This window comes from uncultured Aquitalea sp. (assembly GCF_945957525.1).
Taxonomy (GTDB): domain Bacteria; phylum Pseudomonadota; class Gammaproteobacteria; order Burkholderiales; family Chromobacteriaceae; genus Aquitalea.
This window is the reverse complement of record NZ_CAMFLA010000004.1, coordinates 99,440-120,508: the sequence shown is the minus strand read 5'-3', so window position 1 is coordinate 120,508 and position 21,069 is coordinate 99,440. Positions and strand designations below refer to the sequence as shown.

Here is a 21,069-nt window from a genome sequence, read left to right as displayed (position 1 = left end):
CGCATCATGAAAAGATTCTTTGTTGTCCTGTTGTCTGGTTTGCTGGCGTTCCCCGCCGTAGCGGCCGATCGCCTCAAGGACATCACCAATATCGCCGGCGTGCGCTCCAACCAGCTGATCGGCTATGGCTTGGTGGTGGGTCTGGATGGCAGCGGCGACAAAGTGACTTCGTCGCCGTTTACCGGGCAGTCGCTCTCCAACATGCTGACCCAGCTGGGCGTGCAGATTCCACCGGGCACCAAGGTCGACCCCAAGAATGTGGCGGCGGTAACACTGACGGCCACCTTGCCGCCGTTTGCGCGGCGTGGGCAAAACATTGACGTCACCGTTTCTTCCATTGGCGACGCCAAAAGCCTTCGCGGCGGCACGCTGCTGCTGTCGCCGCTGAAGGGCGCGGACGGGCAGATCTACGGCATGGCGCAAGGCAATGTGTTGGTGGGCGGCGCGGGGGCCTCCTCGGGCGGCAGCAAGGCGCAAATCAACCAGCTGAGCGTGGGCCGCATCCCGGCTGGCGCGACGGTGGAGCGTGAGGTGGCCACGGCGCTGGGTAGTGGCGAATTCATCAACCTTGAACTGCAGGACGCCAACTTCACTACCGCCAACCGGGTGGTGCAGGCTATCAACAAAGCTTTTGGCGGCAATACCGCCCGTGCGGTTGACGCGGGCCTGGTGGAAGTGCGCGCGCCGCTGGATGCCAATCAGCGCGTGCAGTTTTTGTCGCGCATGGAAAATCTTGCCGTCGACCCGGCAGATGTTTCCCCTCTAGTCATTGTTAACGCGCGCACCGGTTCCATCGTCATGAACCAGGCTGTACGTCTGGAGCCCTGCGCCGTATCACACGGCAACTTGTCTGTCACCGTCAACAGCAACCCGCAGGTGAGCCAGCCCAATCCCCTGTCGCAAGGGCAAACGGTGACCACCAATCAGCCCAATATCAACATCAGCGCGGATGGCGGCAAGGTGCTGAATGTCCCGCGTGGCGCGAATCTCAATCAGGTGGTGGGCGCGCTCAATGCCCTGGGGGCCACGCCGCAGGATCTCATCTCCATACTGCAGGCCATGAAGGCTGCTGGCTCACTGAAGGCTGATCTGCAAATCATCTGACCTGCTTGCAAACGTTTGAGTCCGCAAGGTTTGCCGAAGGCCCCGAAAGGGGCCTTTTGCTTGGCCCGCTTCTTGCTACAACTGCCGGCGAGGACAGATAAACATGCAGATGACCAGCTCATACAGCGTCAAGGACGCCATGGACCAGCAACTGGCGGTGGACCCCACCCAGACGGCCAGCTTGCGCGCGCGCATGCTGAAAGATCCGAAGGGCGCGGCAAAAGAAACCGCCGGCCAGTTTGAGGCGATGCTGTTGAGCAATTTGATGAAGTCGATGCGGGAAACCAAATTCGACGAGGCGGATTCCAGCGAGATGAACACCTATCGCGGCATGCTGGATCAGCAGATGGCGCAAGCCATGAGCAAGGGCGGCGGGCTGGGCATCGGCGATATGATCTACCGCCAGATTGCCAAGCAGTCCGGTATTGACATCAGTCAGGACCCGCCGTCGCAGCATCTGAATTCAAGCGGTCCTGCGCTGGGCGTGCGCATGCAACAAATGGAAGGGCTGCGGGCGTACCAGTCCGCGCAGAAGGAAGCGATGACCGCCGGTTATCAAGCACAAGGCGCTGCGCAAGATGCCGCCGCACAGGCAAATGCTTCCGATGGTGGCGGGTTTGCCCGGCAGTTGTTGCCGCATGCCAGACAGGCTGCTTCGCAGTTGGGGGTGTCGCCGGAGTTTTTGGTGGCCCATGCTGCGCTGGAAAGCGGTTGGGGCAAGCGCGCCATCAAGAACGGCGACGGCAGCAACAGCCACAACCTGTTCGGCATCAAGGCGTCAGGCGACTGGCAAGGCAAGGCAACCAGCGTTACCACCACCGAGTACGTCAATGGCGTGGCGCAAAAAAGGGTGGAGAAATTCCGTTCTTATGGTTCCTACGGCGAGGCGTTCTCCGACTATGCGCGCCTGTTGAAGGAGTCGCCGCGCTACCAGTCGGCGCTGAATCAAGGCAGCAATGTTTATGGTTTTGCGCAAGGTTTGCAGAGCGGTGGTTACGCCACTGATCCGCGCTACGCGCGCAAGCTGGTGGATGTGGCGGCGTCGTTGGCGCAGCGTTTGGCGCGTAGTTGATTCAAGTCCGGGCGGTTGCGGCCGATAAGGATAGCGAGAGGCGAGTATGGGCACGAATATCTTTTCCATTGGCGTGAGTGGCCTGAATGCAGCGCAAACCGCGCTGTCGGTGATTGGTCACAACATCTCCAACGTCAATACCGCCGGGTATAACCGGCAAATTTTCACTCAGGCGGCGCGTCTTCCCCAGCAGGAAGGCTTCGGCTATCTGGGCAAGGGCGTGGACATCACCGGTGTAACCCGTACCTACAACCAGTACCTGGATGGTCAGGTGCTGACGGCGCAGGCTTCGGGCAACTACTACAGCACCCAGGTCCAGCAGCTCAACCAGATCAACAATCTGCTGTCCGATCCGTCCATCGGCCTTAGCTCTTCCTTTACCAGCTTCTTCAACAGTTTGCAGACCTTGTCGCAGGACCCGTCCTCGATTCCAAGCCGGCAGACTGTCATCAATATGGGGCAGGCGTTGGTGTCGAACTTCACCACCATCGGCAACAACCTGCAAACCATGCAGTCCAACATCAATTCGCAGATCAGCACTACCGTGGACGGCATCAATTCGCTGGCCACCCAAATCGCGAACCTCAACCAGCAGATCGCCGCGGCGACGGGCGGCAACGCCACCCAGCCGCCCAACGACCTGATGGACCAGCGCGACAACGCCATGGAGCAGCTCAACAAGCTGGTGCCGGCTAAGGCCGTGGTGCAATCCGACGGTACTTACAGCGTTTTCATCGGCAGTGGTCAGGCGCTGGTGTTGAGCAATGTGGCGTACAAGCTGGCAACCCAGAACGACCCCGCCAATCCGACCAATCAGCAAGTGGTTTACCCCAACGCCAGCGGCACCAATACCGTCTTGGCTAATAACCTGTTCGGTGGCGGTCAGTTGGGTGGGCTGCTCGATTTCCGCGATGGGGCCTTGCTGCAAACACAGAAAAAGCTGGGCACGCTGGCGATCGATTTCACCACCGCCATGAATTACCAGAATTCTCTTGGGCGGGACCTGTCGGGCCAGCAGGGCGGCAACGTTTTCGGCGATCTCACCTCCTATGCGTCTCACCCGCAGGATGTGCTGGGCAATATGCAGATGGTGCTGAACGACCCCACAAAGTTGGCGGCGTCTTCATCGCTGAAGCTGGCAAGCGGCGGCATTACGCCGACGCCCAATAGCGTGACCCTGTCCGGTGTGTGGGCAACCGTGCCCTCTACTTACGGCTGGGCCAACTCCAGCACGCCGCCGTCCACTGCAACGCATCCGGCAACCGGCCTGACGTCCCTGACTATTAACGCGACGTCTGCTACAAGCATTTCCGCCACCGTGGCGGGCACGAACCCCGGTACCTATAACGTAGTGCCGGACCCGACCGTGAGCAATGGTTACAAGCTGGTGGACAGCGCCACGCCGCCCAACGACGTGGGCATCAGCTTCCAGCTGTCCGGCCAGTTGTCTGCAGGCACTACCATCAATGTCGGCACTGTGCCTACCGGCACGGTGACGCCGGGCAACAGCAACAATCTTGGCGAGATGCTGAAACTGCAAACCAAGCCAATTGTTGACGAGACCAAAAATGGCACGCACAGCGGCTTGCAGTCGTTCCAGACGTATTACTCCACTACCGTGAGTTATGTCGGCAACGTGACCAACTCCGCCCAGCTGTCGTCCGCGGCGCAAACCACGGTATTGCAACAAGCCACAACGGCCCGCTCCAATTCCTCGGGGGTGAACCTGGATGAAGAGGCGGCCAATCTTATCAAGTACCAGCAGGCCTACCAGGCCTCCGGCAAGGTTATCTCCCTGGCGCAGACGCTGTTCCAGCAGATCCTGCAAATGGGCGGCTGAGTTTTGAGGATGCAATCATGAGAATCAGCACCAGTACTTCCTACGCTGTAGGCACCTATGACATGCAGTCCTTGCAGGTGGGTCTCAACAAGCTGCAAATGCAGCTGGATACGCAGAAGCGAGTGGTAACCCCCGCAGATGATCCTGTGGCCTCTGCGCGCATCTTGCAGATTTCACAATCGAACGACGCCAATACCCAGTACATTGCCAACACCAAGCAGGTGGAGTCCAATCTGTCGCTTGCCGAGTCGCAGGTCAGCAACGCATCCAACTTGCTGACCAGTCTGAAGGCCGCGGCCATCCAGGCAGGCAATACCGTGCTGGACGCCAAGCAGTTGCAGATGATTCAGAAGCAGGTGCAGTCCGGCATTACGGAAATGCTGGGTTATGCCAATGCAACCGACGGCAAGGGCAATTATTTGTTCAGCGGCAGTAAAACCTCCACGGCGCCGTTCGTGCTGGATTCCACCTATCAGGCTAGTTATCAGGGGGATACCGAGCAGCGCAACGTGCCGATCAGCGCCTCGCGCAGCATGCAGATTTCCGATCCCGGCAGCAGCATCTTTGGCGACTCCAGCAGTCAGACGGCGGCTTTCGACGCCTTGAAAAAACTGAATGACCTGCTGGCGCAGGACCCCAAGCCGGCCACCTACAGCACGCAGATGGGTACGATCATTTCGTCGCTGGATACCGCGCAAAAGAATATGGCCACTCTGGAGGCTTCTATTGGTGCGCGCCGGCAGGAGAACCAGAACGTGCAGGATGTGGGCGGTACCATGGCTTTGCAATACAAGAGCGCCATCAGCAGCTTGCAGGATCTGGATCTGCCCAGCGCCATCAGTGACTTCACCCAGACGCAGACCGCGCTCAAGTACAGTCAGCTGACTTACAGCAAGGTGACATCGCTGTCCTTGTTCAATTACATGAGCTGAGTGGCTGGCGGCATGAAAAAGGCGAACCTGAGGGTTCGCCTTTTTTATTGTCCGACCGGCTTTGGCGTGGGGCACAAAGTCGCATCGAAATCCTGTTCCACGCTGATGTTGAGTATGCAGCCGGCCCTGCCAGAGGTGGGAGGCGTGAAGGGCGCTTGGCGCTGCCAAACCGCATAAAAAACCTGAGGCAAGATGCGCCGGCGCAGGCCGTGCGGGACGTGCGCAATAAGGCTCAGCGCGGGATGGCGTGGGGCAGTCTCAGTCTTGCAAAACTGCCGGCGCCACCACGATGCCGGCCCGCAAGCCTGGCTTGACGCCCGGATTGGGGAAGAGGATGCGTTGCTGTCCGCCTTGGGCCACATAGCGCTGGTCGCCGTCTTCGGCAATCACGAAGCCGTCCGGCAGCAGGGTGAAGTTGAGCACATTCTTGTCCAGATGCAGCCGGAACGCTTCGCTGTGCTTGATCAGGTCGTAACTGGCCTCGAACAGGGGGACGTCCCCGTTCTGGAAGTCCGCAACGGGTTTGGCGTTGCCCGACAACAGGGCACGCAAGGCGGCATCAATGCCGCGGAAGCGGTCCAGATCGTTCTGGCCAAAGGGCAGGGCCTTGCCCAGCTCCAGAGTGAAGGCATGAGCCTGATGCCGGTTGCTGGTGTAATAGCTGAAGGTGTTGGCCGGCTTGCTGTGCAGCAGGATGGCGTCCATGCCGCCGTCGCGCAGCCAGCCCAGTTGGGCGCGGTCGTGCGGTTTGCCGTGCAGGAAGGGATAAATGGCGAAACGTTCGAAAGCAGAGCCGCGGATGGCGGTGTGCAGATCGTGATGCACCCGTTCCGCACCCGCTTGCGCCTTGGCGAAGAAGGCGTCGGCGCTTTGTTCGAGCAGGGCCGCGCGGGCGGCTTCCCGGCTGTCCGGCTGACGTTGGTGCGCGCCGTTGAACAGACGATTGAGGTCGTAATCCAGATAGCGCTCGCCGGCGCGCATGGCGGCCGGGTTGCCGAAAATCACCATCAGGGGGTGTTTCAGCGCGAGCTTGCCGCTAGCGATATCACGCAGAATCCCGGAGATAACTTCAATGGGCGCGGTTTCATTGCCGTGCACCCCGCAAGACAGCAGCACATGACGGGAGGCCGCGGCAGGGGCGGCAGGCTGTATTTCCAGCACGCCTTCGGCCAACCAGTGGGCTTGCAGGCCACTGTCCAGCTGCCAGCATTCAGGCTGCTTGAAGCTGGCATCAAGGACAAATTGCAGGAAGTCGCGGGTGGGGGTGGTCATGCGGCAGGTTCCGGTTGCGGTGGTCTTCACATTGTAATGAGCCTGGCCGGGCTGGGAAGCGGCATGCCGCGGATGTGAACGGGCATGCCGTCAGCGTGAAAACCGCTGCGCTTGAACCTGCCGCCATGACTCCTGATTTTCCGTCGGGCCACCTTGCAGCACGCTGCGTGCAGCCTGCGTTGGCGCGTCTTGGTTCAGGGCTGCGCGGTTTTTTTGGCTGCTCTTAGCGCACCCAGCCGGGTTTGCGCATTTCCAGAAAGGCGTTGACGCCCTCGCGGCCTTCTTCGCTGCTGCGCAGGGCGACGATGGTGGCGATGCTCTGTTCGATCACTTTTTCGCCGATTGGCTGTTGGCCGATGGCTTGCACCAGTTGCTTGGCTGCCGTCATGGCTTGCGGGCCGTTGAGCAGCAGCGAACGCGCCATGTGGGCTACGGCATCGTCGAGTTCATCGTTTTCCACGGTTTGATGAATCAGTCCCAGTCGCTTGGCCTTGCCGGCGTTGAGGCGCTCTGCCGTGACGAAATAGCGTCGCGTCGCTCGCTCGCCGATGGCGCGGATGACGTAGGGTGCGGAGATGGCCGGGATAACGCCCAGCTTGACGTCGGAGAAGGCAAACAGGGCTTCCGACACGGCGATGGCCACATCGCAGCAGGCAATCAGCCCCGCGCCAATGCCGAAGGCGGAACCCTGCACGCGGGCGATGGTGGGGTGCGGCAGACGGTCCAGCGTTTGCAGCAGGCCGCTCAGGCGCCGTGCGTCGCGTTCGATCTGTTCCGGTGAAAAATCAGCCATGCGCTTGAGCCAGTCTCCGTCGTGGCCAGCGGAAAAGCTGATGCCGGCGCCGGTGAGGATTACCACGCGCACGGAATTGTCCTCCGCCAGCGTGGCCAGCGTGGCTTGCAGCAGGTCCACGGTCTTGTCGTCCAGTGCGTTGTGCAGTTCGGGCCGGTTCAGGGTGACGGTGGCCACGCCCTGCGGCGATACGTTCAGCAAAACGGGTTCATTCACTGTTTTTCCCCTTGTTGTTGTCGGCGTTTCATTAGTTGAAAAAGGCGAGGATGCTGCGGGTGAACGCGGGCACTGCTTCAATATGCAATACATGGGCCGCGCCGGGAAGGGTTTCCAGTCGGGCGTTCGGCAAACGTTCCACCAGCAGTTTGGCCTGGTAGAGCGGCGTCAGTCTGTCCTCGTCGCCCAGCAGTACCAGCGCCGGCATGTCCAGTGTGGGCAACCAGTTGCGGGCGTCGTGCTCTTTAACGCCGTTGATGAGGCGGATGACCGCGTCCCAGTCCACCATGCCGGCCATGATTTTCATGTCTTCCAGCATGGCGGCGTTGGCGGCGAGAAAGCGGCTGGAAAACAGCCAGGGCACGCTGGTCGTGTAACGCAGATCCAGCCCGCCTGCCTGGTTGGCGTCTATCCAGCTCTGGCTGATGTAATTGTTGACGGAGTCCGACCAAGCCAACGTGGAGGCCAGCATCAGCTTGCGTACCCGTTGTGGGTGGCGGTGAGCGAAGTGCTGGGCGACCATGCCGCCGTAGGAGAGGCCCAGCAGGTGGATTTCTGCAATGCCGAGGTGATCGAGCAGCGCTGCGGCGAGGTCCGCCTGTTCGGGCAGCGGGTATTTTTCCCCGGCCGGTTTGTCGCTGAGCCCCTGGCCGAGAAAATCCAGCCGCACCAGCTTGAAGCGCGATTCCAGCGCCGGCGTCATCAGCATCCAGGCGACAGTGGACATGGTGATGCCGTTGAACAGCATGAGTACGTCCGAGCCCTGTCCGCTGACCTCGTAAAACACCGAATGACCCTGCAGGTTGACATGCGGCATGACGCCTCCTTATCCCGGTGAGTGCGCGGCTTTACGCCGTCATGATTCATTCTAGGCCGTATTGGCCGGGCAAGACCAGCCGCCGGGCGTGTGGCGGATGTAACCGGACTGTCATGCCCGCCGTTTACAGTGCTTGTCTTTGTTCATTGCGCGAAAGTCAGCATGAATTGCCTGGTCGGTCGAGTCGAGCTGGAGGAGGGCGTGCTGCGCTGCGCCGAGCTCGACCTCATCATCGAAGAGCGTAACCTCCAGCCGGTATTCCAGCCCATCGTGGACCTCGAGTCGGGACGGGTGATCGGTCATGAGGGTCTGATTCGCGGCCCCTCCAATAGTACGCTGCACTCCCCGGTGCTGTTGTTCGAGCAAGCTGCACGCTGCGGCAGCACGGTGATGCTGGACCGCATTTGCCGGCAGGTGGTGATGGAGAGGTTTGCCGAACTCGGACATGCGGGCTTCCTGTTTCTCAATGTGTGTCCCGCCAGTTTGCTGGCCCCGGATCATCGGCAGGGGGCCACGCTGGCGCTGGTCAAATCGCTGGGGCTTGCCGCCGATCGCATCATCATCGAGCTGACCGAGACTTCGCCAGGCGGCAGCTACGAGGCGCTGCGGCAGGCTACCAGCCATTACCGCTCCACTGGCTTTCACATTGCGCTGGATGATCTGGGCGAGGGGTTTTCCAATCTACGGCTCTGGTCCGAGCTGAGACCGGATTTCGTCAAGCTGGACAAGCATTTTGTGCACAATCTGCATGTGGACCCGCTGAAGGAGCAGTTTGTCCGTTCCATGGTGGATATTGCGCGTCAGTCCGGCGCGCAATTGATTGCTGAAGGCATAGAAAACGCTGCAGAACTGCGCACCTTGCAGCGACTTGGCGTGCGTTACGGGCAGGGCTATCTCTTGGGACGCCCCAGTCCAGCGCCGGCGCTGGATGCCCAGCTGGCGATCGCCGGCGTACGTTGGAAAGGCTGCGCCCGGCCGGCCTGGCAAAGCCATCCGACTGCCCGCGATCTTTTGCGCGAGGTGGATGCGTTGGATCCGCGCGTGCCCAACGAAGAGGCCTATCAGCGATTCGCGCGCGATCCGTCCTGCTTCGCCATTCCCGTGGTGGACAAGGGGGTGCCGGTGGGCTTGTTGCGCCGGCATCATTTGCTGGAGAGCTTTGCCCGGCCATTCAACCGCGAGTTGTACGGCAAGAAGCCTTGCGCGCAGATGATGGACAAGCAGCCGCTGATTGTCAGCGCCGACATGAGTGTGCACGAACTGTCGGCGTTGGTGGTGGCGGCTGAACAGCGCTATCTGGTTGATGGCTTCATCATTACCGATGAGGGCTGCTATTTGGGCATGGGCACCGGCTTCGAACTGATGCGCAAAATGGCGGAGCTGCAGATATCCGCCGCGCGCTATGCCAACCCATTGACCGGTTTGCCCGGCAATGTGCCGCTGTCGGAGACCATAGATCGACTGCTGGCGGCCGAGGTGCCGTTTGTGGTGGCGTATGTGGATCTCGACAATTTCAAGCCTTTCAATGACTTGTACGGTTATGCGGCAGGCGATGAAATGATTCAGCTGGTGGGGCGTCTGCTGGCCGATGCGGCCGATTCCGAGCGCGATTTTGTCGGGCATGTGGGAGGGGACGATTTTGCCTTGCTGTTGCAGTCGCCGGACTGGGAACAGCGCTTGCAGGATGCGCTGCTTGCCTTCGATGCGGGGGTGCGGGAGTTGTTCTCGGCCGAGCATTTGGCGTTGGGCGGCTTTCAGGTGGCAGGCAGAACCGGCGAGCTGTCGTTTTTCCCGTTGTCGACGCTGTCCATCGGGGTGGTCAAAGTGCCTCCCGGCCAATTCCTGACGCACTATGAAATCGGTTCGGCGACGGCGGAGGCCAAGAAGCAGGCCAAGAAGATTGCCGGCAGTAGCCTGTTTGTCGATCGCCGTCGGCCTGCCTCCACTGCGGGTTCCTCGGTTCGGGGTAATGTTTGATCAATTAAACAGAGTGGGCCTGATCGGGTGTTTTGATGTGGAAATGATCAAACCCATGAAAATGCTGCAGGTGCACCATGCTTATGGTGAGGCGATTAAGCCACACGCACCTGCAACTTTTGATCAAGCTTTTATTTGAGGCTTGTCAAATTTATTAAACGTAAGCTAGGCTTCTCTCCAACAAACGGGCAACGAAGAGTGCCCGGAAAAAGCTGCAGGCAACCCGGAAACCGGCATCGATCGGATAGGGGTTGCGGGACTGACAAGGTAGTCCGGGAGAGTGTGGGAGAAGCCATCAATGCAACACGTCAGCCAGTACAGTTCGACTCCGTTCGGGGAGAGCTGCCCAGCCTGTCTGTTCAGGCTTCGTTCCAGTGCATTCATTCGCCGTTCACATCATTTTTCCCTGATTTCCAAGCAATGCCCTACTGCCCTTTGCGGCGCGGGACTGGTATTGTTTTGAAATCGGAAATAGATGCCGGAACAATGGCGGCGCAGGCTGCCTTAACCGGCGGCAGACCCTATAATTCAGGTCACCAAACACGCTAGAAACACCAGCCAGGGCTGGGTTCGCAGGAGGGAGCACTATCATGACGGATGCTGTAGCGGCCACCAAGCCGGTTCAATCAGTTGCTGGCGCACAGGCTGCCAAGCAGGTTCAGGGCGGCACAACCACCGACAAGCCGTATCTGAAGATCAGCGGCGTGGTGAAAAAGTTTGGCGAACATGTCGCCGTAGACCATGTGGATCTGGAAATTCGCCAGCACGAAATCTTCGCCCTGCTGGGCAGCTCGGGCTGCGGCAAGTCCACGTTGCTGCGCATGCTGGCGGGCATGGATTCGCCGACTTCCGGCAAAATCATCCTGGACGGCCAGGACATCGTCGGTCTGGAGCCGTACGAGCGTCCGGTCAACATGATGTTCCAGAGCTACGCGTTGTTCCCGCACATGACCGTGGCGCAGAACATCGCTTTCGGCCTGAAGCAGGACAAACTGCCGAAGGATGAAATCGCTGCCCGCGTCGATGTGATGCTGGATCTGGTGCAGATGCGCAAGTACGCCAGCCGCAAGCCGCACCAGCTTTCCGGTGGTCAGCAGCAGCGCGTTGCGCTGGCTCGCAGTCTGGCCAAGCGCCCGAAGCTGTTGCTGCTGGACGAGCCGCTGGGCGCCCTGGACAAAAAGCTGCGTCAGGAAACCCAGCTGGAACTGGCCAACACCATTGAGAAAGTGGGCGTGACCTGCATCATGGTGACCCACGATCAGGAAGAAGCGATGACCATGGCCGACCGCATCGGCATCATGAGCGAAGGTCGTCTGCTGCAAGTGGGTTCGCCGACGGACATCTACGAGTACCCGAACTGTCGTTTCACTGCCGAGTTCATCGGCGAGAGCAATATGTTTGAAGGCTCCGTCACGGTGGACGAGGCGGATCGCGTTGAAATCACCTCGGCGGAGCTGGGCGGCGTGGTCAGTGTGGATCACGGCATCACCGGCCCCAAGGGCATGCACGTGTGGGCCAGCATCCGTCCGGAAGACGTGCGTCTGGATCGCAAGCCGGTTCCGGCAGGCCCCAATATGGCCGCCGGCGTGGTGGAAAACATTGCCTACATGGGCAGCTACTCCATCTATCACATCAAGCTGGCCAGCGGCAAAGTGGTCAAGACCGTGGTGCCGTCCTCCCGCTGGTACGATGCCGGCGAGACCGCGCCGACTTGGGGCGATCAGGTGTATGTGAGCTGGCGCACCGACGCGCCGGTGATCCTCACCATGTAATCTGGCCGTCTGACGGCGGAGGGAGCGGATGCGCCTTGCGGAGCGTCCGCTCTTTTTTCGCCTGCTGTTTTGTTGCTGTCACATTCTGTTTTCGCGCCTTTCCGTCTTGTCGAGGTCAACATGCTTCGCTTTGCCCATCAGCCTCACGCGCCTTCCTACTATCACGCTTCGGCCAACCCCTGGGTCGCGCAACCTTCCTTGAACGAGTCCCTCGCTTGCGATGTCTGCGTGGTGGGCGGCGGCTTGGCGGGGATCTCCGCCGCGCTCAATCTGGCGGAGAAGGGTTTCTCCGTGGTGCTGCTGGAAGGGGCGACGGTTGGGTACGGCGCTTCAGGTCGTAACGGGGGGCAGGTGATCGCGGGCTATGCCTGCGGGGTGGATACCTTGCAGGCCCAGGTGGGCAAGGAGGCGGCCAGAGCCTTGTGGGACATGTCGGTGGAGGCGGTGGACATCATTGACGAGCGTGTGCGCAAGCACGGCATTGCTTGCGACTGGACGCGCGGCTTTTGCAATGCCGCCATCAAGCCCAAGCACATGCGCGAGCTGGAAGACTGGCAGCGCGAAGCGGAAGAGGTGTACGGCTACCCGGACATGGTGTTGTGGGATCGTGAAACGCTGAGAAGCCGGCTGGACAGTGATCGTTATCAGGGCGGTTTGTTCGACCCCCGTTCCGGGCACATTCACCCGCTGAATTACGCGCTGGGTCTGGCGCGGGCGGCGCTGGAGGCCGGGGTGCGCATTTTCGAACAGACGCCGGTGCTGGCGCTGGAACAGGGCGCGCGCCCCCGGCTCAAAACCGAGGCGGGCGAGGTGCGCTGCGATCATGTGGTGCTGGCGTGCAATTCCTACATTGGTCATCTGGTGCCGGCGCTGGAGCGCAAGATCATGCCGGCCGGCACCTATGTCATCGCCACCGAACCGTTGGGGGAGGCGCGGGCCAAGAGCCTGATCGCCAACAATATGGCGGTGTGCGATACCAATTTCGTGCTGGACTACTACCGGCTGTCGGCTGATCACCGCTTGCTGTTTGGCGGCAAAGTGAGTTATTCCGGGCGCGAGCCGGCCAATCTGGCGCAAGCCATGCGCAGCGACATGCTGCGGGTGTTTCCTCAATTGACGGATGCGCGCATTGACTACGCCTGGGGCGGTTTTTGCGATATCACTGTTAATCGCGCGCCGGATTTTGGCCGCCTTTCGGCCAACGTCTACTACATGCAAGGTTTTTCCGGACACGGCGTCAATGTGACCGGCATTGCCGGCAAGGTGGTGGCGGAAGCCATTGCCGGTACGGCTGCCCGGCTGGATTTGTTCAGCCGCATCGCGCATCGCGATTTTCCCGGCGGCAAGCTGTTCCGCACGCCGGCGCTGGTGTTGGGCATGACCTACTACCGGCTGCTGGATTGCCTGTGACAATCCGGCATGGCGATTCAAAAGCACAACCGCCTCATCGCAGGCGGTTTTTTTACGTCCTTGCGATGGTTGTCGGGAGGGGTGGGCGCGCGGCGGCTGCCTTCGCCGGGCCGGGGGCGTTGAAAATCCTTGACGCGGCCGGTAGCGGTGCTGTGGCAATATCAGTGCTTGGTGATAAGTATTTTTGGCGTTTTCGTCTGCAGGGCGCGGCGGCGACAGGACATGCGGGTGAGGCGGGTGTTGATTAAATTTGACGCAGAGGCCCGTCATGAAATTTTTACTTGTCAAGCTGCGTGATGTTGTTAAAATCCGCGCTCGTTTTGCATTGCACGACGACAAAAAAATCGACATCGTTTCGCTCCGACATCCCAGGCCCACATAAAAGCTTTGTAGCCCGAACGCCGCGCACTAAGGAGCGGGATTTATCCATCGAAACATTGAGGGAAAATCTCATGGCTTGGTCTGTGGCTGATAGCCGGAGCCTGTACGGCATCCGGCACTGGGGGTCTGGTTATTTTGATATCGGCGAGAATGGCTGCATTGAAGTGCAGCCAAATGCACGCCACGAAACACGCATCGATCTGCACACATTGTGCGGTGAACTGGGTGCGAAAGGTCTGGATCTTCCGCTGTTGGTGCGTTTTCCCGACATCCTGCAGGATCGCGTCACTCGCCTGTGCCGCGCCTTCGACAATGCGATTGCCAACCAGAATTACGGCAACCGTTACACCGCCATTTACCCGATTAAGGTGAACCAGCAAGAGGCGGTGGTGAAGAGCATCATCGCCACCCGCGACGTGTCCATCGGTCTTGAAGCCGGTTCCAAACCGGAACTGATGGCCGTGCTGGCGCTGGCGCCCAAGGGCGGCACCATCATCTGCAACGGCTACAAGGACCGCGAATTCATTCGCCTGGCCCTGATCGGGCAAAAGCTCGGCCATCAGGTGTTCATCGTCATCGAAAAAGAATCGGAAGTGGACCTGGCCATCCAGGAAAGCCGCAAGCTGGGCGTGCGCCCGACCTTGGGCATGCGCGTCCGCCTGTCTTCGCTGGCGTCCAGCAAGTGGGCCGATACCGGCGGCGACAAGGGTAAGTTCGGCCTGTCCGCCGCCCAGCTGATTTCCGCCGCCGACAAGTTGGCCGAAGCCGGCATGTCCGACTGCGTGCGCCTGATGCATTTCCATATGGGTTCGCAGATTGCCAACATCAGCGACTATCGCGCCGGCTTCCGCGAAGCCATCCGCTATTTTGCCGAACTGCGCGCGCTGGGGCTGCCGATTGACCATGTGGACGTGGGCGGCGGCCTGGGCGTGGATTACGACGGCACGCACTCGCGCAATGCCAGCTCCATCAACTACGACATGGACGAGTACGCGCAAGTGATCGTGTCCATGCTGGCCGAGTTCTGCGACGAAAACGGCATTCCACATCCGCGCATCCTGTCTGAATCCGGCCGCGCCATGACCGCGCACCACGCGGTGCTGATCATGAACGTGACCGATGTGGAACGCCTGCCGGACAGCATGCCGGAAGTGGAAGACGTGAAGGCGCTGGCCAAACCGGTGCGCAAGCTGTTCGAGCTGATGGACCTGACCGATGAAGAAATGGTCACGGAAATCTATTACCGCGCCAGCCACTATGTGTCCGACGTGTCCGATCTCTACTCGGCCGGTCGCATTTCGCTGAAGGAAAAGGCCTTGGCCGAAGAGGTGCACGCCACCCTGTGCCGCCGTCTGCATCGCCAGTTGCAAGCCAGCCAGCGTTCCCAGCGTCAGGTGTACGACGAGTTGACCGACAAGCTGGCCGACAAGTATTTCTGCAATTTCTCGGTGTTCCAGAGCCTGCCGGATACCTGGGCCATTGATCAGATTCTGCCCATCATGCCGGTGCATCGCCTGGGCGAGCAGCCCACCCGCCGCGCGGTGCTGCAGGATCTTACTTGCGATTCCGACGGCAAGGTAAAGCAGTACGTCGATCAGCAGAGCATTGAGTCCAGCCTGTCCGTGCACGACGTGAAGGAGGGCGATGAATATCTGATCGCCGTCTTCATGGTTGGCGCGTATCAGGAAATCCTAGGTGACATGCACAATCTGTTCGGCGATACCGATTCGGTGAACGTCTATGTGCGCGATGGTGGCAAGCTGGAGTTCTCCGGCGTGGAAGAGCACGACACCATCGAAGACATGCTGCGTTATGTGCACCTGTCGCCGGAGGAAATCCTCAACCGCTACGAAGAAAAAGCGCGCGCGGCCGACCTCAGCAGCGACGAGCGCAATGTGTTTTTCGCCGAGTTTTGTCGCGGTCTGAAGCAGTCTTCCTATCTGACTGTGTAAGGCCGGCCAGGGCGGATCGATCCGATCCGCCTGGACGATACCCGTAAAAAAGCCCGCCAATAGGCGGGCTTTTTGCATTCCGGCGGTTTACGCCTCCGCCTCGGCGAAATCCAGTTCCGGCGGCTCGCGGCGGAAGAAGCCGGTAAGCCGAGCCAGATAGGCCACACCGACGGCCAACCAGGCCAGCCCAAGCATGATGGCGCGGCTGTCCAGGCTGATCAGCAGCCACAGGTCGGCCAGCATGCCGATCAGCGGAAACAGCAGGAAGAGGAAGAAATCGCGCGGGGTGCGGCGGCGCTGTCTCACATAGTAATGAGCGATCACCGACAGGTTGACGAAGCTGAAGGCGAGGAATGCGCCAAAGTTGATGAAGGAGGTGGAGGTGGTGACATCCAGCTTCAGCGCCAGCAAGGCTACCGCGCCGCACAGCAGGATGTTGTTTACCGGCGTGCGGAAGCGCGGATGCAGTTTGCCGAAGAAGCCCCCCGGCAGCACCTTGTCCCGGCCCATGGCGAACAGCAGGCGGGAAGCGCTGGCCTGCGCCGACAGGCCGGAGGCGAACTGGCCGATGATGAGGCCGATCAGGAACAGGCTGGCGAAGAGATCGCCGCCGATGTTGCGGGCGATTTCAAAAGCCGCGTCGTCCACGTTCTGGAACCGGGTGGAGGGATGAGCCAGCTGCACGAAATAGGAAGCCGCCACGAAAATGATGCCGCCGATGATGGTGATCCACATGATGGCGCGCGGAATGGTATGGCGCGGATCGCGGGTTTCTTCAGTCAGCGTGCTCACCGCGTCGAAACCGAGGAAGGAGTAGCAGGCCACGGCGGCGCCGGCCATGACCATGGGGAGTTTCATGTCGCCGCGATAGAAGGGCGACAGATCCCACAGCGGTTTGCTGGCGTCGCCGGCCACGTAGTGGATGCATAGCGCCACAAAGGCCAGCAGTACCAGAAACTGCAACAACATCATCAGGTAATTCACCGTGTTGGCCATGCGCAAGCCGATGATGTTGATCAGACTGGTAACGCCGATGAAAGCCAGTACCCAGACCCACATCGGCACATGCGGGAAGGCCGAGGCCAGATACGCCGCGCCAATGAGCCAGATGGCCATGGGCAGGAACAGGTAGTCCAGCAACACCGCCCAGCCCACCAGGAAGCCCAGTTTGGCGTGCAGCGACTTGCGGGTATAGGTGTAGGCCGAGCCGGCCACCGGAAAGGCGGCGGCCATGCGGCCGTAGCTGTAAGCGGTGAACAGCATGGCCACCAGCGCCGCCAGATAAGAGGCGGGCACCATGCCGGCCGTCATCTGGGCAAGAATGCCGAATGTGCCCAGCACGATGATGGGCGTCATGTAGGCCAGCCCGAACAGCACCACGGAGCCCAGCGTCAGCGTGCGCTCCAATTGTTTCGTTTCCATTGTTTCTCCTTTGCCGCCCATGCTTGCTGTTTTATTGTCACGGGCTTGTTTTTGTCTCTTGGCCGCGTAGGGCGCGGTCAGTCGGCGATACGGTAGCTGCGTAGTCCGTTTTCTCCTTCAACAACGCGGCCGGCCAGCCGGATCCGGCGATCTGCCAGGTAGCGGTAATCGCGGCGGCTGGCAGCCAGTCGCGACAGATCCAGCCTTACCTGTAGCTGCTGCTCATCGCGGCCGCAGGCGGCGACGATATTGCCCATGGGGTCGATCACCGCGCTTTCCCCGGCAAAGCTCAGGCCGTCGCCGTGGCCGCAGCGATTGGTCATCACGGCGAACAGCTGGTTTTCCGTGGCGCGTGCGGTAATGGCGGTGCGGTGCACCGGACCGTATGGGTCCATGTTGCCGTTGGTGACGATCAGCAGATCCACTTCTTGCTGGGCCAGTGCGCGGGCGGTTTCGGGAAACTCGATGTCGTAACAGATCAGCATGCCTACCCGCAGGCCTTCCCACAGGCAGCTGGGCAGTTCCGCGCCGGGGCTGAATACGCCTTGGTCGGATGCCCAGAGGTGGGTTTTGCGGTAGGCCAGCGCCACGCCCGCCGGCGTGAGCAGCACCGTGGTGTTGTAATGCCGGCCGTCCAGTTCTTCGGCAAACCCGATGGCGACGCTGATGCCCTTGCGTTTCACCGCTTCGCGGATGGGGGCCAGAACCGGGCCGTCCAGCGGGGAGGCCAGGCTGGCGACGTTGTCTTCGGTGGGAAAGCCGGTGAGGTAGGTTTCGGGGAAAACCAGCAGCCGGGTATCGGGTTGGCAGCGTTCGATGGCTTGCAAGGCCCTGGCGGTATTGCCGGCGATGTCGCCGTCTGCGCCGGCCAGTTGGGCCAGTTCCACAATCATGTTGTCTCCTTGTTGTTGGGACGGGGCGGTTTGCCCCTTTGTCGGCAAGGGATTTTGTCCGCATGCCGCCGCGCGTGCTAGCGTGTCGTACGTGATCACGTCGGGGCAGTATCAAGTAGCCGACGGCGTATGAAAATTACATCTAATGGGTAACCAGATTGGGGTAGAGGTGGAATTGCGCTTGCATGACATGGCCTGGCACGGCGTGGTGGGACGCCTGATCGAACAGCTGGACCGGCCCGCGTTCTGGCCTGCCTTGCTGGGCGCTCTGGGCGACCATCTTGCATTCGACAGTTGGGTGGCGCTGGTTTTCAGGCGCAATGCCGCGCCGCTGGTGCTGGCGGAGCAGGCGATGGCCGACGGCGGCGTGGATTTGCTGTTCCAGGATTACCTGCAAGGCCTTTACCAGCTGGATCCGTTTTATGTGGCCAGTCTGGAAAGCCGGCAGCCGGGCCTGATCCGTCTGGATGAGGTGGCGCCGGACCGTTTTCCGTTCACTGATTATTATCAGCGCTATTTCCGGCTCAACATTGTGGAAGACGAAGTGCAGTTCAACCTGCCGCTGGACGATGAGCGCACGCTTTGTCTGTCGCTGGGGGCCGGCAGGCGTTACTCCCCCGAGGAAATGGCCCTGCTGGCGATGGTTCAGCCCTGGGTGATGGCCTTGTTGCGCCAGCGGTGGCGCATTGAGGCGGCACAGTTGCTGTCATTGCCGGTGGAAGCGTCGTCCGCGGCCGACGGCCTGGACGACAAGGGCCTGACGGCGCGGGAAAAGGAGGTGGCGCGGCTGATGCTGGGCGGGCACTCCAGCAAGGCCATCGCCGGCAGGTTGAGCATTTCAGTGGAGACAGTGCGCGTTCATAAGAAGCATCTGTACGCCAAGCTCGGCGTCAACTCGCAATCCGAGCTGTTTTCCGCCTTTTTGCGGCCAAGAAGCGAGTAAGGCCGCTCAGCCCTGCGCCGGGCCGGGTTTCTTCGGCAGGGCGGGGTCCATCGCATCCCAGGGCGCGGCGCTCGCCGCGTGAAAATCCAGCTGCGGCACATAGCGTGAGGCGTCGTCCAGCGTGCCTGCCTTGATGCCCAGCACGCCGGGCAGGCGGCTGAGCCGGGTGAACAGCTGCGAGCCGCAGCGTGGGCAAAAGCCGCGCTCGTGGGTGTGGCCATTGCCGGCTGCATGGGCAAAGTATCTGACTGCGCCGGCGATGACGACATCGTCTGCCCGGAACATCATGGCCGGAATAAAAGCACTGCCCGAGCTGCGCTGGCAATCCTTGCAATGGCAATTGCCGGCGAACAAGGGCTCGCCGTCCGCTTCGTAGCGGATTTCACCACACAGGCACTGTCCCGCATATTTCACACTCATCATCGTTCTCCGCATTGGCGGCGGCGCGCGCCAGGGGGCATGCGCTTTCCGCTGCAAGGTTGGCCGAAGGCCGGGCGTTGCCGACCATGCTCCTGAGCGCGCAGGCTTGGTCGTCGCCTCAGTCTAAGCGCAGGCCGCGAAGGCGCGCATCGGGGTTTTTACGTGGCGGGCGTGCCGTTGGCTCTTGAAATATATCGTAATACGATATAAAAAGGTAGCTGGAATGTTTCCAGGTTTCCGCCAAGGAGTCCGCCATGTTGAACCCCCTGCTGCCCGTCAGAATGATGTTTTCTTCGCATCTAGGCTGGGACGACGCCGCGCGCCGGCATCCCTCTTCCTTGTCCGCCTTCCTGCACGGCACCTTGCCGTGGTCCTTGCTGGCCTCTGCCATGGTGTGGCTGGCCCTGGGCCGGCATGGCGACGCCTATCGCAGCCAGTTGAGCGCGGTTGGCGTGGAGGTGGCAGCCCTGGCCTTTCTTTTGTGTTGCTGGGCTGGCACGGGGCTGATGGCCCTGTTCACCCGCTCTGTAGTGAGTGGCGCGCGGCGCCCGGCGTTGGCGGATTGCTATCACCTAGCGGTGCTGGCGTCCTGGCCGGTGTGGCTGTCCTCCGTATCCTTGCTGCTGCCCTGGCCCGCTTTCAACGCGCTGGCCGGCTTGGCCGGGCTGGCGGGCAGCCTGGCCTTGCTCTACCACGGCCTGGACGGTTGGTACGAGCATGACGATTCCACCAATACCCTGTTCAAGGCCTATGTAGTGATGGCTGCCGGCGCGCTGCTGTGGGCGCTGGTGGTTGCCGCACTGCTGCTGGCAATCAGCTGACTGCGAGCTGGCGATGCCAGCCAATCAAGGAGAGACAAAAATGGTACAGGTGACAATACATCCCGCGGGTGATGCCCCGCCGCCGGCAGGCCAGGCCGTGATGCTGGCGGCTCGCCCGCCCGCCTGGTGGCCGCCGGCGTGGCGCGCGGCGGTACGTTGCTTGCCGGGGTTGGCGCCATCGCCAGCCTTGTCTGCATGGGCGTTGTTGCGAGAAGGGCGGGCGGAAGTGGCCGCCGCGGCCCTGCGCGCCGGCTGGGAAGCGGAACCAGCGCGTTGGCGGTTTTTGCTGGATGCCGCCCGACACGATGTGTTGACCCTGCTGGCCGGGGATTGCCCGGTGCAGCAGGCTGCCTGCCGCGAGATGGCGGCCCTGCTCAACGAACGCCTGGCTTTGCTGGCCGGGCAGGAGTGTCGCGCGTCCCCGGTATGCTATGCGGAAACGGTCGAGGCTTGCTGAGCGCTGTGGTAGCGTAGACGGGTTTTCAGCTTTTGGCAGGATGCGCCATGACACAGGATGCGGAACTGTCCAAGTCCGATTTTGAAAAGCTGGCCGATTTCCGCTATCGCTTGCGGCAGTTTCTCCGCTTCAGCGAAGAGCTGGCCAGCGCCAACGGCATTACCCCGCAGCAGTACCTGCTGCTGTTGCAAGTACGCGGCTTTCCCGGCCGCGACTGGGCCACAGTGGCGGAGTTGGCCGAAAGGCTGCAATCGCATCATCACAGCGTGGTGGGCCTGATCACCCGCAGCGAGCAGCAGGGCCTGGTGGCGCGTGCGCCGGGAAGGGAAGACCGGCGCTGCGTTGAGGTGAGCTTGCTGCCAAAGGGCGAGGAGCTGGTGCAGCGCATGGCGCGCGCGCACCGTGACGAACTGCTGGCCCTGAGGCAAGTGGGCGGTCATCTGTCACTGGACTTGCTGGCGCAGGCGCAAGCCATTCTGCAGGGGTGAGGGGGCGGCTGTCGGGATGACAGCCAGGTGCTCCAATGTGCTGACGTTGCCGCCATGCATGGCGGCGGGTTGGCGAGACGAAGACAG

General features: G+C 61.1%; 19 protein-coding genes. 13 read left to right on the top strand and 6 right to left on the bottom strand.

Features of this window, described 5'->3' with window-relative positions; all coding sequences use genetic code 11:
- Positions 1-6: 6 nt before the first annotated feature.
- The 4 genes from Q0P52_RS05445 to flgL all read left to right on the top strand — a co-directional run bounded on the left by Q0P52_RS05445 (position 7) and on the right by flgL (position 4,948).
- Positions 7-1,104: a flagellar basal body P-ring protein FlgI gene (locus tag Q0P52_RS05445; RefSeq protein WP_293764534.1), complete on the top strand. Its 1,098-nt coding sequence runs from the start codon at positions 7-9 to the stop codon at positions 1,102-1,104.
- Between the two features lie 103 nt (positions 1,105-1,207).
- Positions 1,208-2,176, top strand: coding sequence for a flagellar assembly peptidoglycan hydrolase FlgJ (flgJ, locus tag Q0P52_RS05440; RefSeq protein ID WP_293764531.1), 969 nt, complete (start codon positions 1,208-1,210; stop codon positions 2,174-2,176).
- Positions 2,177-2,222: 46 nt separating this feature from the next.
- Positions 2,223-4,016: a flagellar hook-associated protein FlgK gene (gene flgK / locus Q0P52_RS05435; protein ID WP_293764528.1), complete on the top strand. Its 1,794-nt coding sequence runs from the start codon at positions 2,223-2,225 to the stop codon at positions 4,014-4,016.
- A 17-nt stretch (positions 4,017-4,033) separates the two neighbouring features.
- Positions 4,034-4,948, top strand: a complete 915-nt coding sequence (gene flgL / locus Q0P52_RS05430) for a flagellar hook-associated protein FlgL (RefSeq protein WP_293764525.1) — start codon at positions 4,034-4,036, stop codon at positions 4,946-4,948.
- 258 nt (positions 4,949-5,206) lie between these two features.
- Here the strand turns inward: flgL and astE are convergent, their stop codons facing one another.
- From astE to Q0P52_RS05415, 3 genes are all read right to left on the bottom strand, one after another.
- Complete coding sequence (gene astE / locus Q0P52_RS05425; RefSeq protein ID WP_293764522.1) at positions 5,207-6,220, bottom strand: succinylglutamate desuccinylase; 1,014 nt, start codon at positions 6,218-6,220, stop codon at positions 5,207-5,209.
- A 223-nt stretch (positions 6,221-6,443) separates the two neighbouring features.
- Complete coding sequence (locus Q0P52_RS05420) at positions 6,444-7,229, bottom strand: enoyl-CoA hydratase-related protein (protein ID WP_293764519.1); 786 nt, start codon at positions 7,227-7,229, stop codon at positions 6,444-6,446.
- 31 nt (positions 7,230-7,260) lie between these two features.
- On the bottom strand, positions 7,261-8,046 hold the full coding sequence (locus Q0P52_RS05415) for an alpha/beta fold hydrolase (RefSeq protein WP_293764516.1): 786 nt from the start codon (positions 8,044-8,046) through the stop codon (positions 7,261-7,263).
- A 162-nt stretch (positions 8,047-8,208) separates the two neighbouring features.
- On the opposite strand from Q0P52_RS05415, the gene Q0P52_RS05410 reads away from it, so the two are divergent.
- The 5 genes from Q0P52_RS05410 to speA all read left to right on the top strand — a co-directional run bounded on the left by Q0P52_RS05410 (position 8,209) and on the right by speA (position 15,538).
- Positions 8,209-10,023 (top strand): GGDEF domain-containing protein, encoded by a 1,815-nt coding sequence (locus Q0P52_RS05410; RefSeq protein ID WP_293764514.1) that lies wholly within the window; start codon positions 8,209-8,211, stop codon positions 10,021-10,023.
- Positions 10,016-10,162, top strand: coding sequence for a hypothetical protein (locus Q0P52_RS05405; protein ID WP_293764512.1), 147 nt, complete (start codon positions 10,016-10,018; stop codon positions 10,160-10,162). Before Q0P52_RS05410 ends, Q0P52_RS05405 begins: the two co-directional genes overlap by 8 nt.
- 451 nt (positions 10,163-10,613) lie before the next feature.
- Positions 10,614-11,795 carry a polyamine ABC transporter ATP-binding protein gene (gene potA, locus Q0P52_RS05400; RefSeq protein WP_293764510.1) on the top strand — a complete coding sequence of 394 codons (1,182 nt, stop codon included), beginning with the start codon at positions 10,614-10,616 and terminating at the stop codon, positions 11,793-11,795.
- 120 nt (positions 11,796-11,915) lie between these two features.
- Complete coding sequence (locus Q0P52_RS05395) at positions 11,916-13,205, top strand: FAD-binding oxidoreductase (protein ID WP_293764508.1); 1,290 nt, start codon at positions 11,916-11,918, stop codon at positions 13,203-13,205.
- Between the two features lie 452 nt (positions 13,206-13,657).
- Entirely contained in the window at positions 13,658-15,538 is a 1,881-nt protein-coding gene (gene speA, locus Q0P52_RS05390) for an arginine decarboxylase (RefSeq protein WP_293764505.1), read from the top strand.
- A gap of 87 nt (positions 15,539-15,625) precedes the next feature.
- Here speA and Q0P52_RS05385 read toward each other — a convergent pair whose 3' ends face one another.
- Both Q0P52_RS05385 and Q0P52_RS05380 read right to left on the bottom strand, forming a co-directional pair.
- On the bottom strand, positions 15,626-16,960 hold the full coding sequence (locus Q0P52_RS05385; protein WP_293764503.1) for an APC family permease: 1,335 nt from the start codon (positions 16,958-16,960) through the stop codon (positions 15,626-15,628).
- A 77-nt stretch (positions 16,961-17,037) separates the two neighbouring features.
- Positions 17,038-17,853 (bottom strand): carbon-nitrogen hydrolase family protein, encoded by an 816-nt coding sequence (locus tag Q0P52_RS05380; protein ID WP_293764500.1) that lies wholly within the window; start codon positions 17,851-17,853, stop codon positions 17,038-17,040.
- 145 nt (positions 17,854-17,998) lie between these two features.
- Here Q0P52_RS05380 and Q0P52_RS05375 point away from each other — a divergent pair, with 145 nt between their 5' ends.
- Positions 17,999-18,796 carry a helix-turn-helix transcriptional regulator gene (locus Q0P52_RS05375; RefSeq protein WP_293764497.1) on the top strand — a complete coding sequence of 266 codons (798 nt, stop codon included), beginning with the start codon at positions 17,999-18,001 and terminating at the stop codon, positions 18,794-18,796.
- Between the two features lie 6 nt (positions 18,797-18,802).
- Here the strand turns inward: Q0P52_RS05375 and Q0P52_RS05370 are convergent, their stop codons facing one another.
- Positions 18,803-19,219, bottom strand: a complete 417-nt coding sequence (locus Q0P52_RS05370; protein ID WP_293813676.1) for a GFA family protein — start codon at positions 19,217-19,219, stop codon at positions 18,803-18,805.
- 251 nt (positions 19,220-19,470) lie between these two features.
- Here Q0P52_RS05370 and Q0P52_RS05365 point away from each other — a divergent pair, with 251 nt between their 5' ends.
- Genes Q0P52_RS05365 through Q0P52_RS05355 form a run of 3 tightly spaced genes read left to right on the top strand, consistent with a single transcriptional unit; the run spans position 19,471 to position 20,982 of the window.
- On the top strand, positions 19,471-20,037 hold the full coding sequence (locus Q0P52_RS05365) for a YIP1 family protein (RefSeq protein ID WP_293764493.1): 567 nt from the start codon (positions 19,471-19,473) through the stop codon (positions 20,035-20,037).
- Between the two features lie 40 nt (positions 20,038-20,077).
- Entirely contained in the window at positions 20,078-20,494 is a 417-nt protein-coding gene (locus Q0P52_RS05360) for a hypothetical protein (protein WP_293764490.1), read from the top strand.
- A 47-nt stretch (positions 20,495-20,541) separates the two neighbouring features.
- Positions 20,542-20,982 carry a MarR family transcriptional regulator gene (locus Q0P52_RS05355; protein ID WP_293764488.1) on the top strand — a complete coding sequence of 147 codons (441 nt, stop codon included), beginning with the start codon at positions 20,542-20,544 and terminating at the stop codon, positions 20,980-20,982.
- The last annotated feature ends 87 nt before the right edge of the window (positions 20,983-21,069 follow it).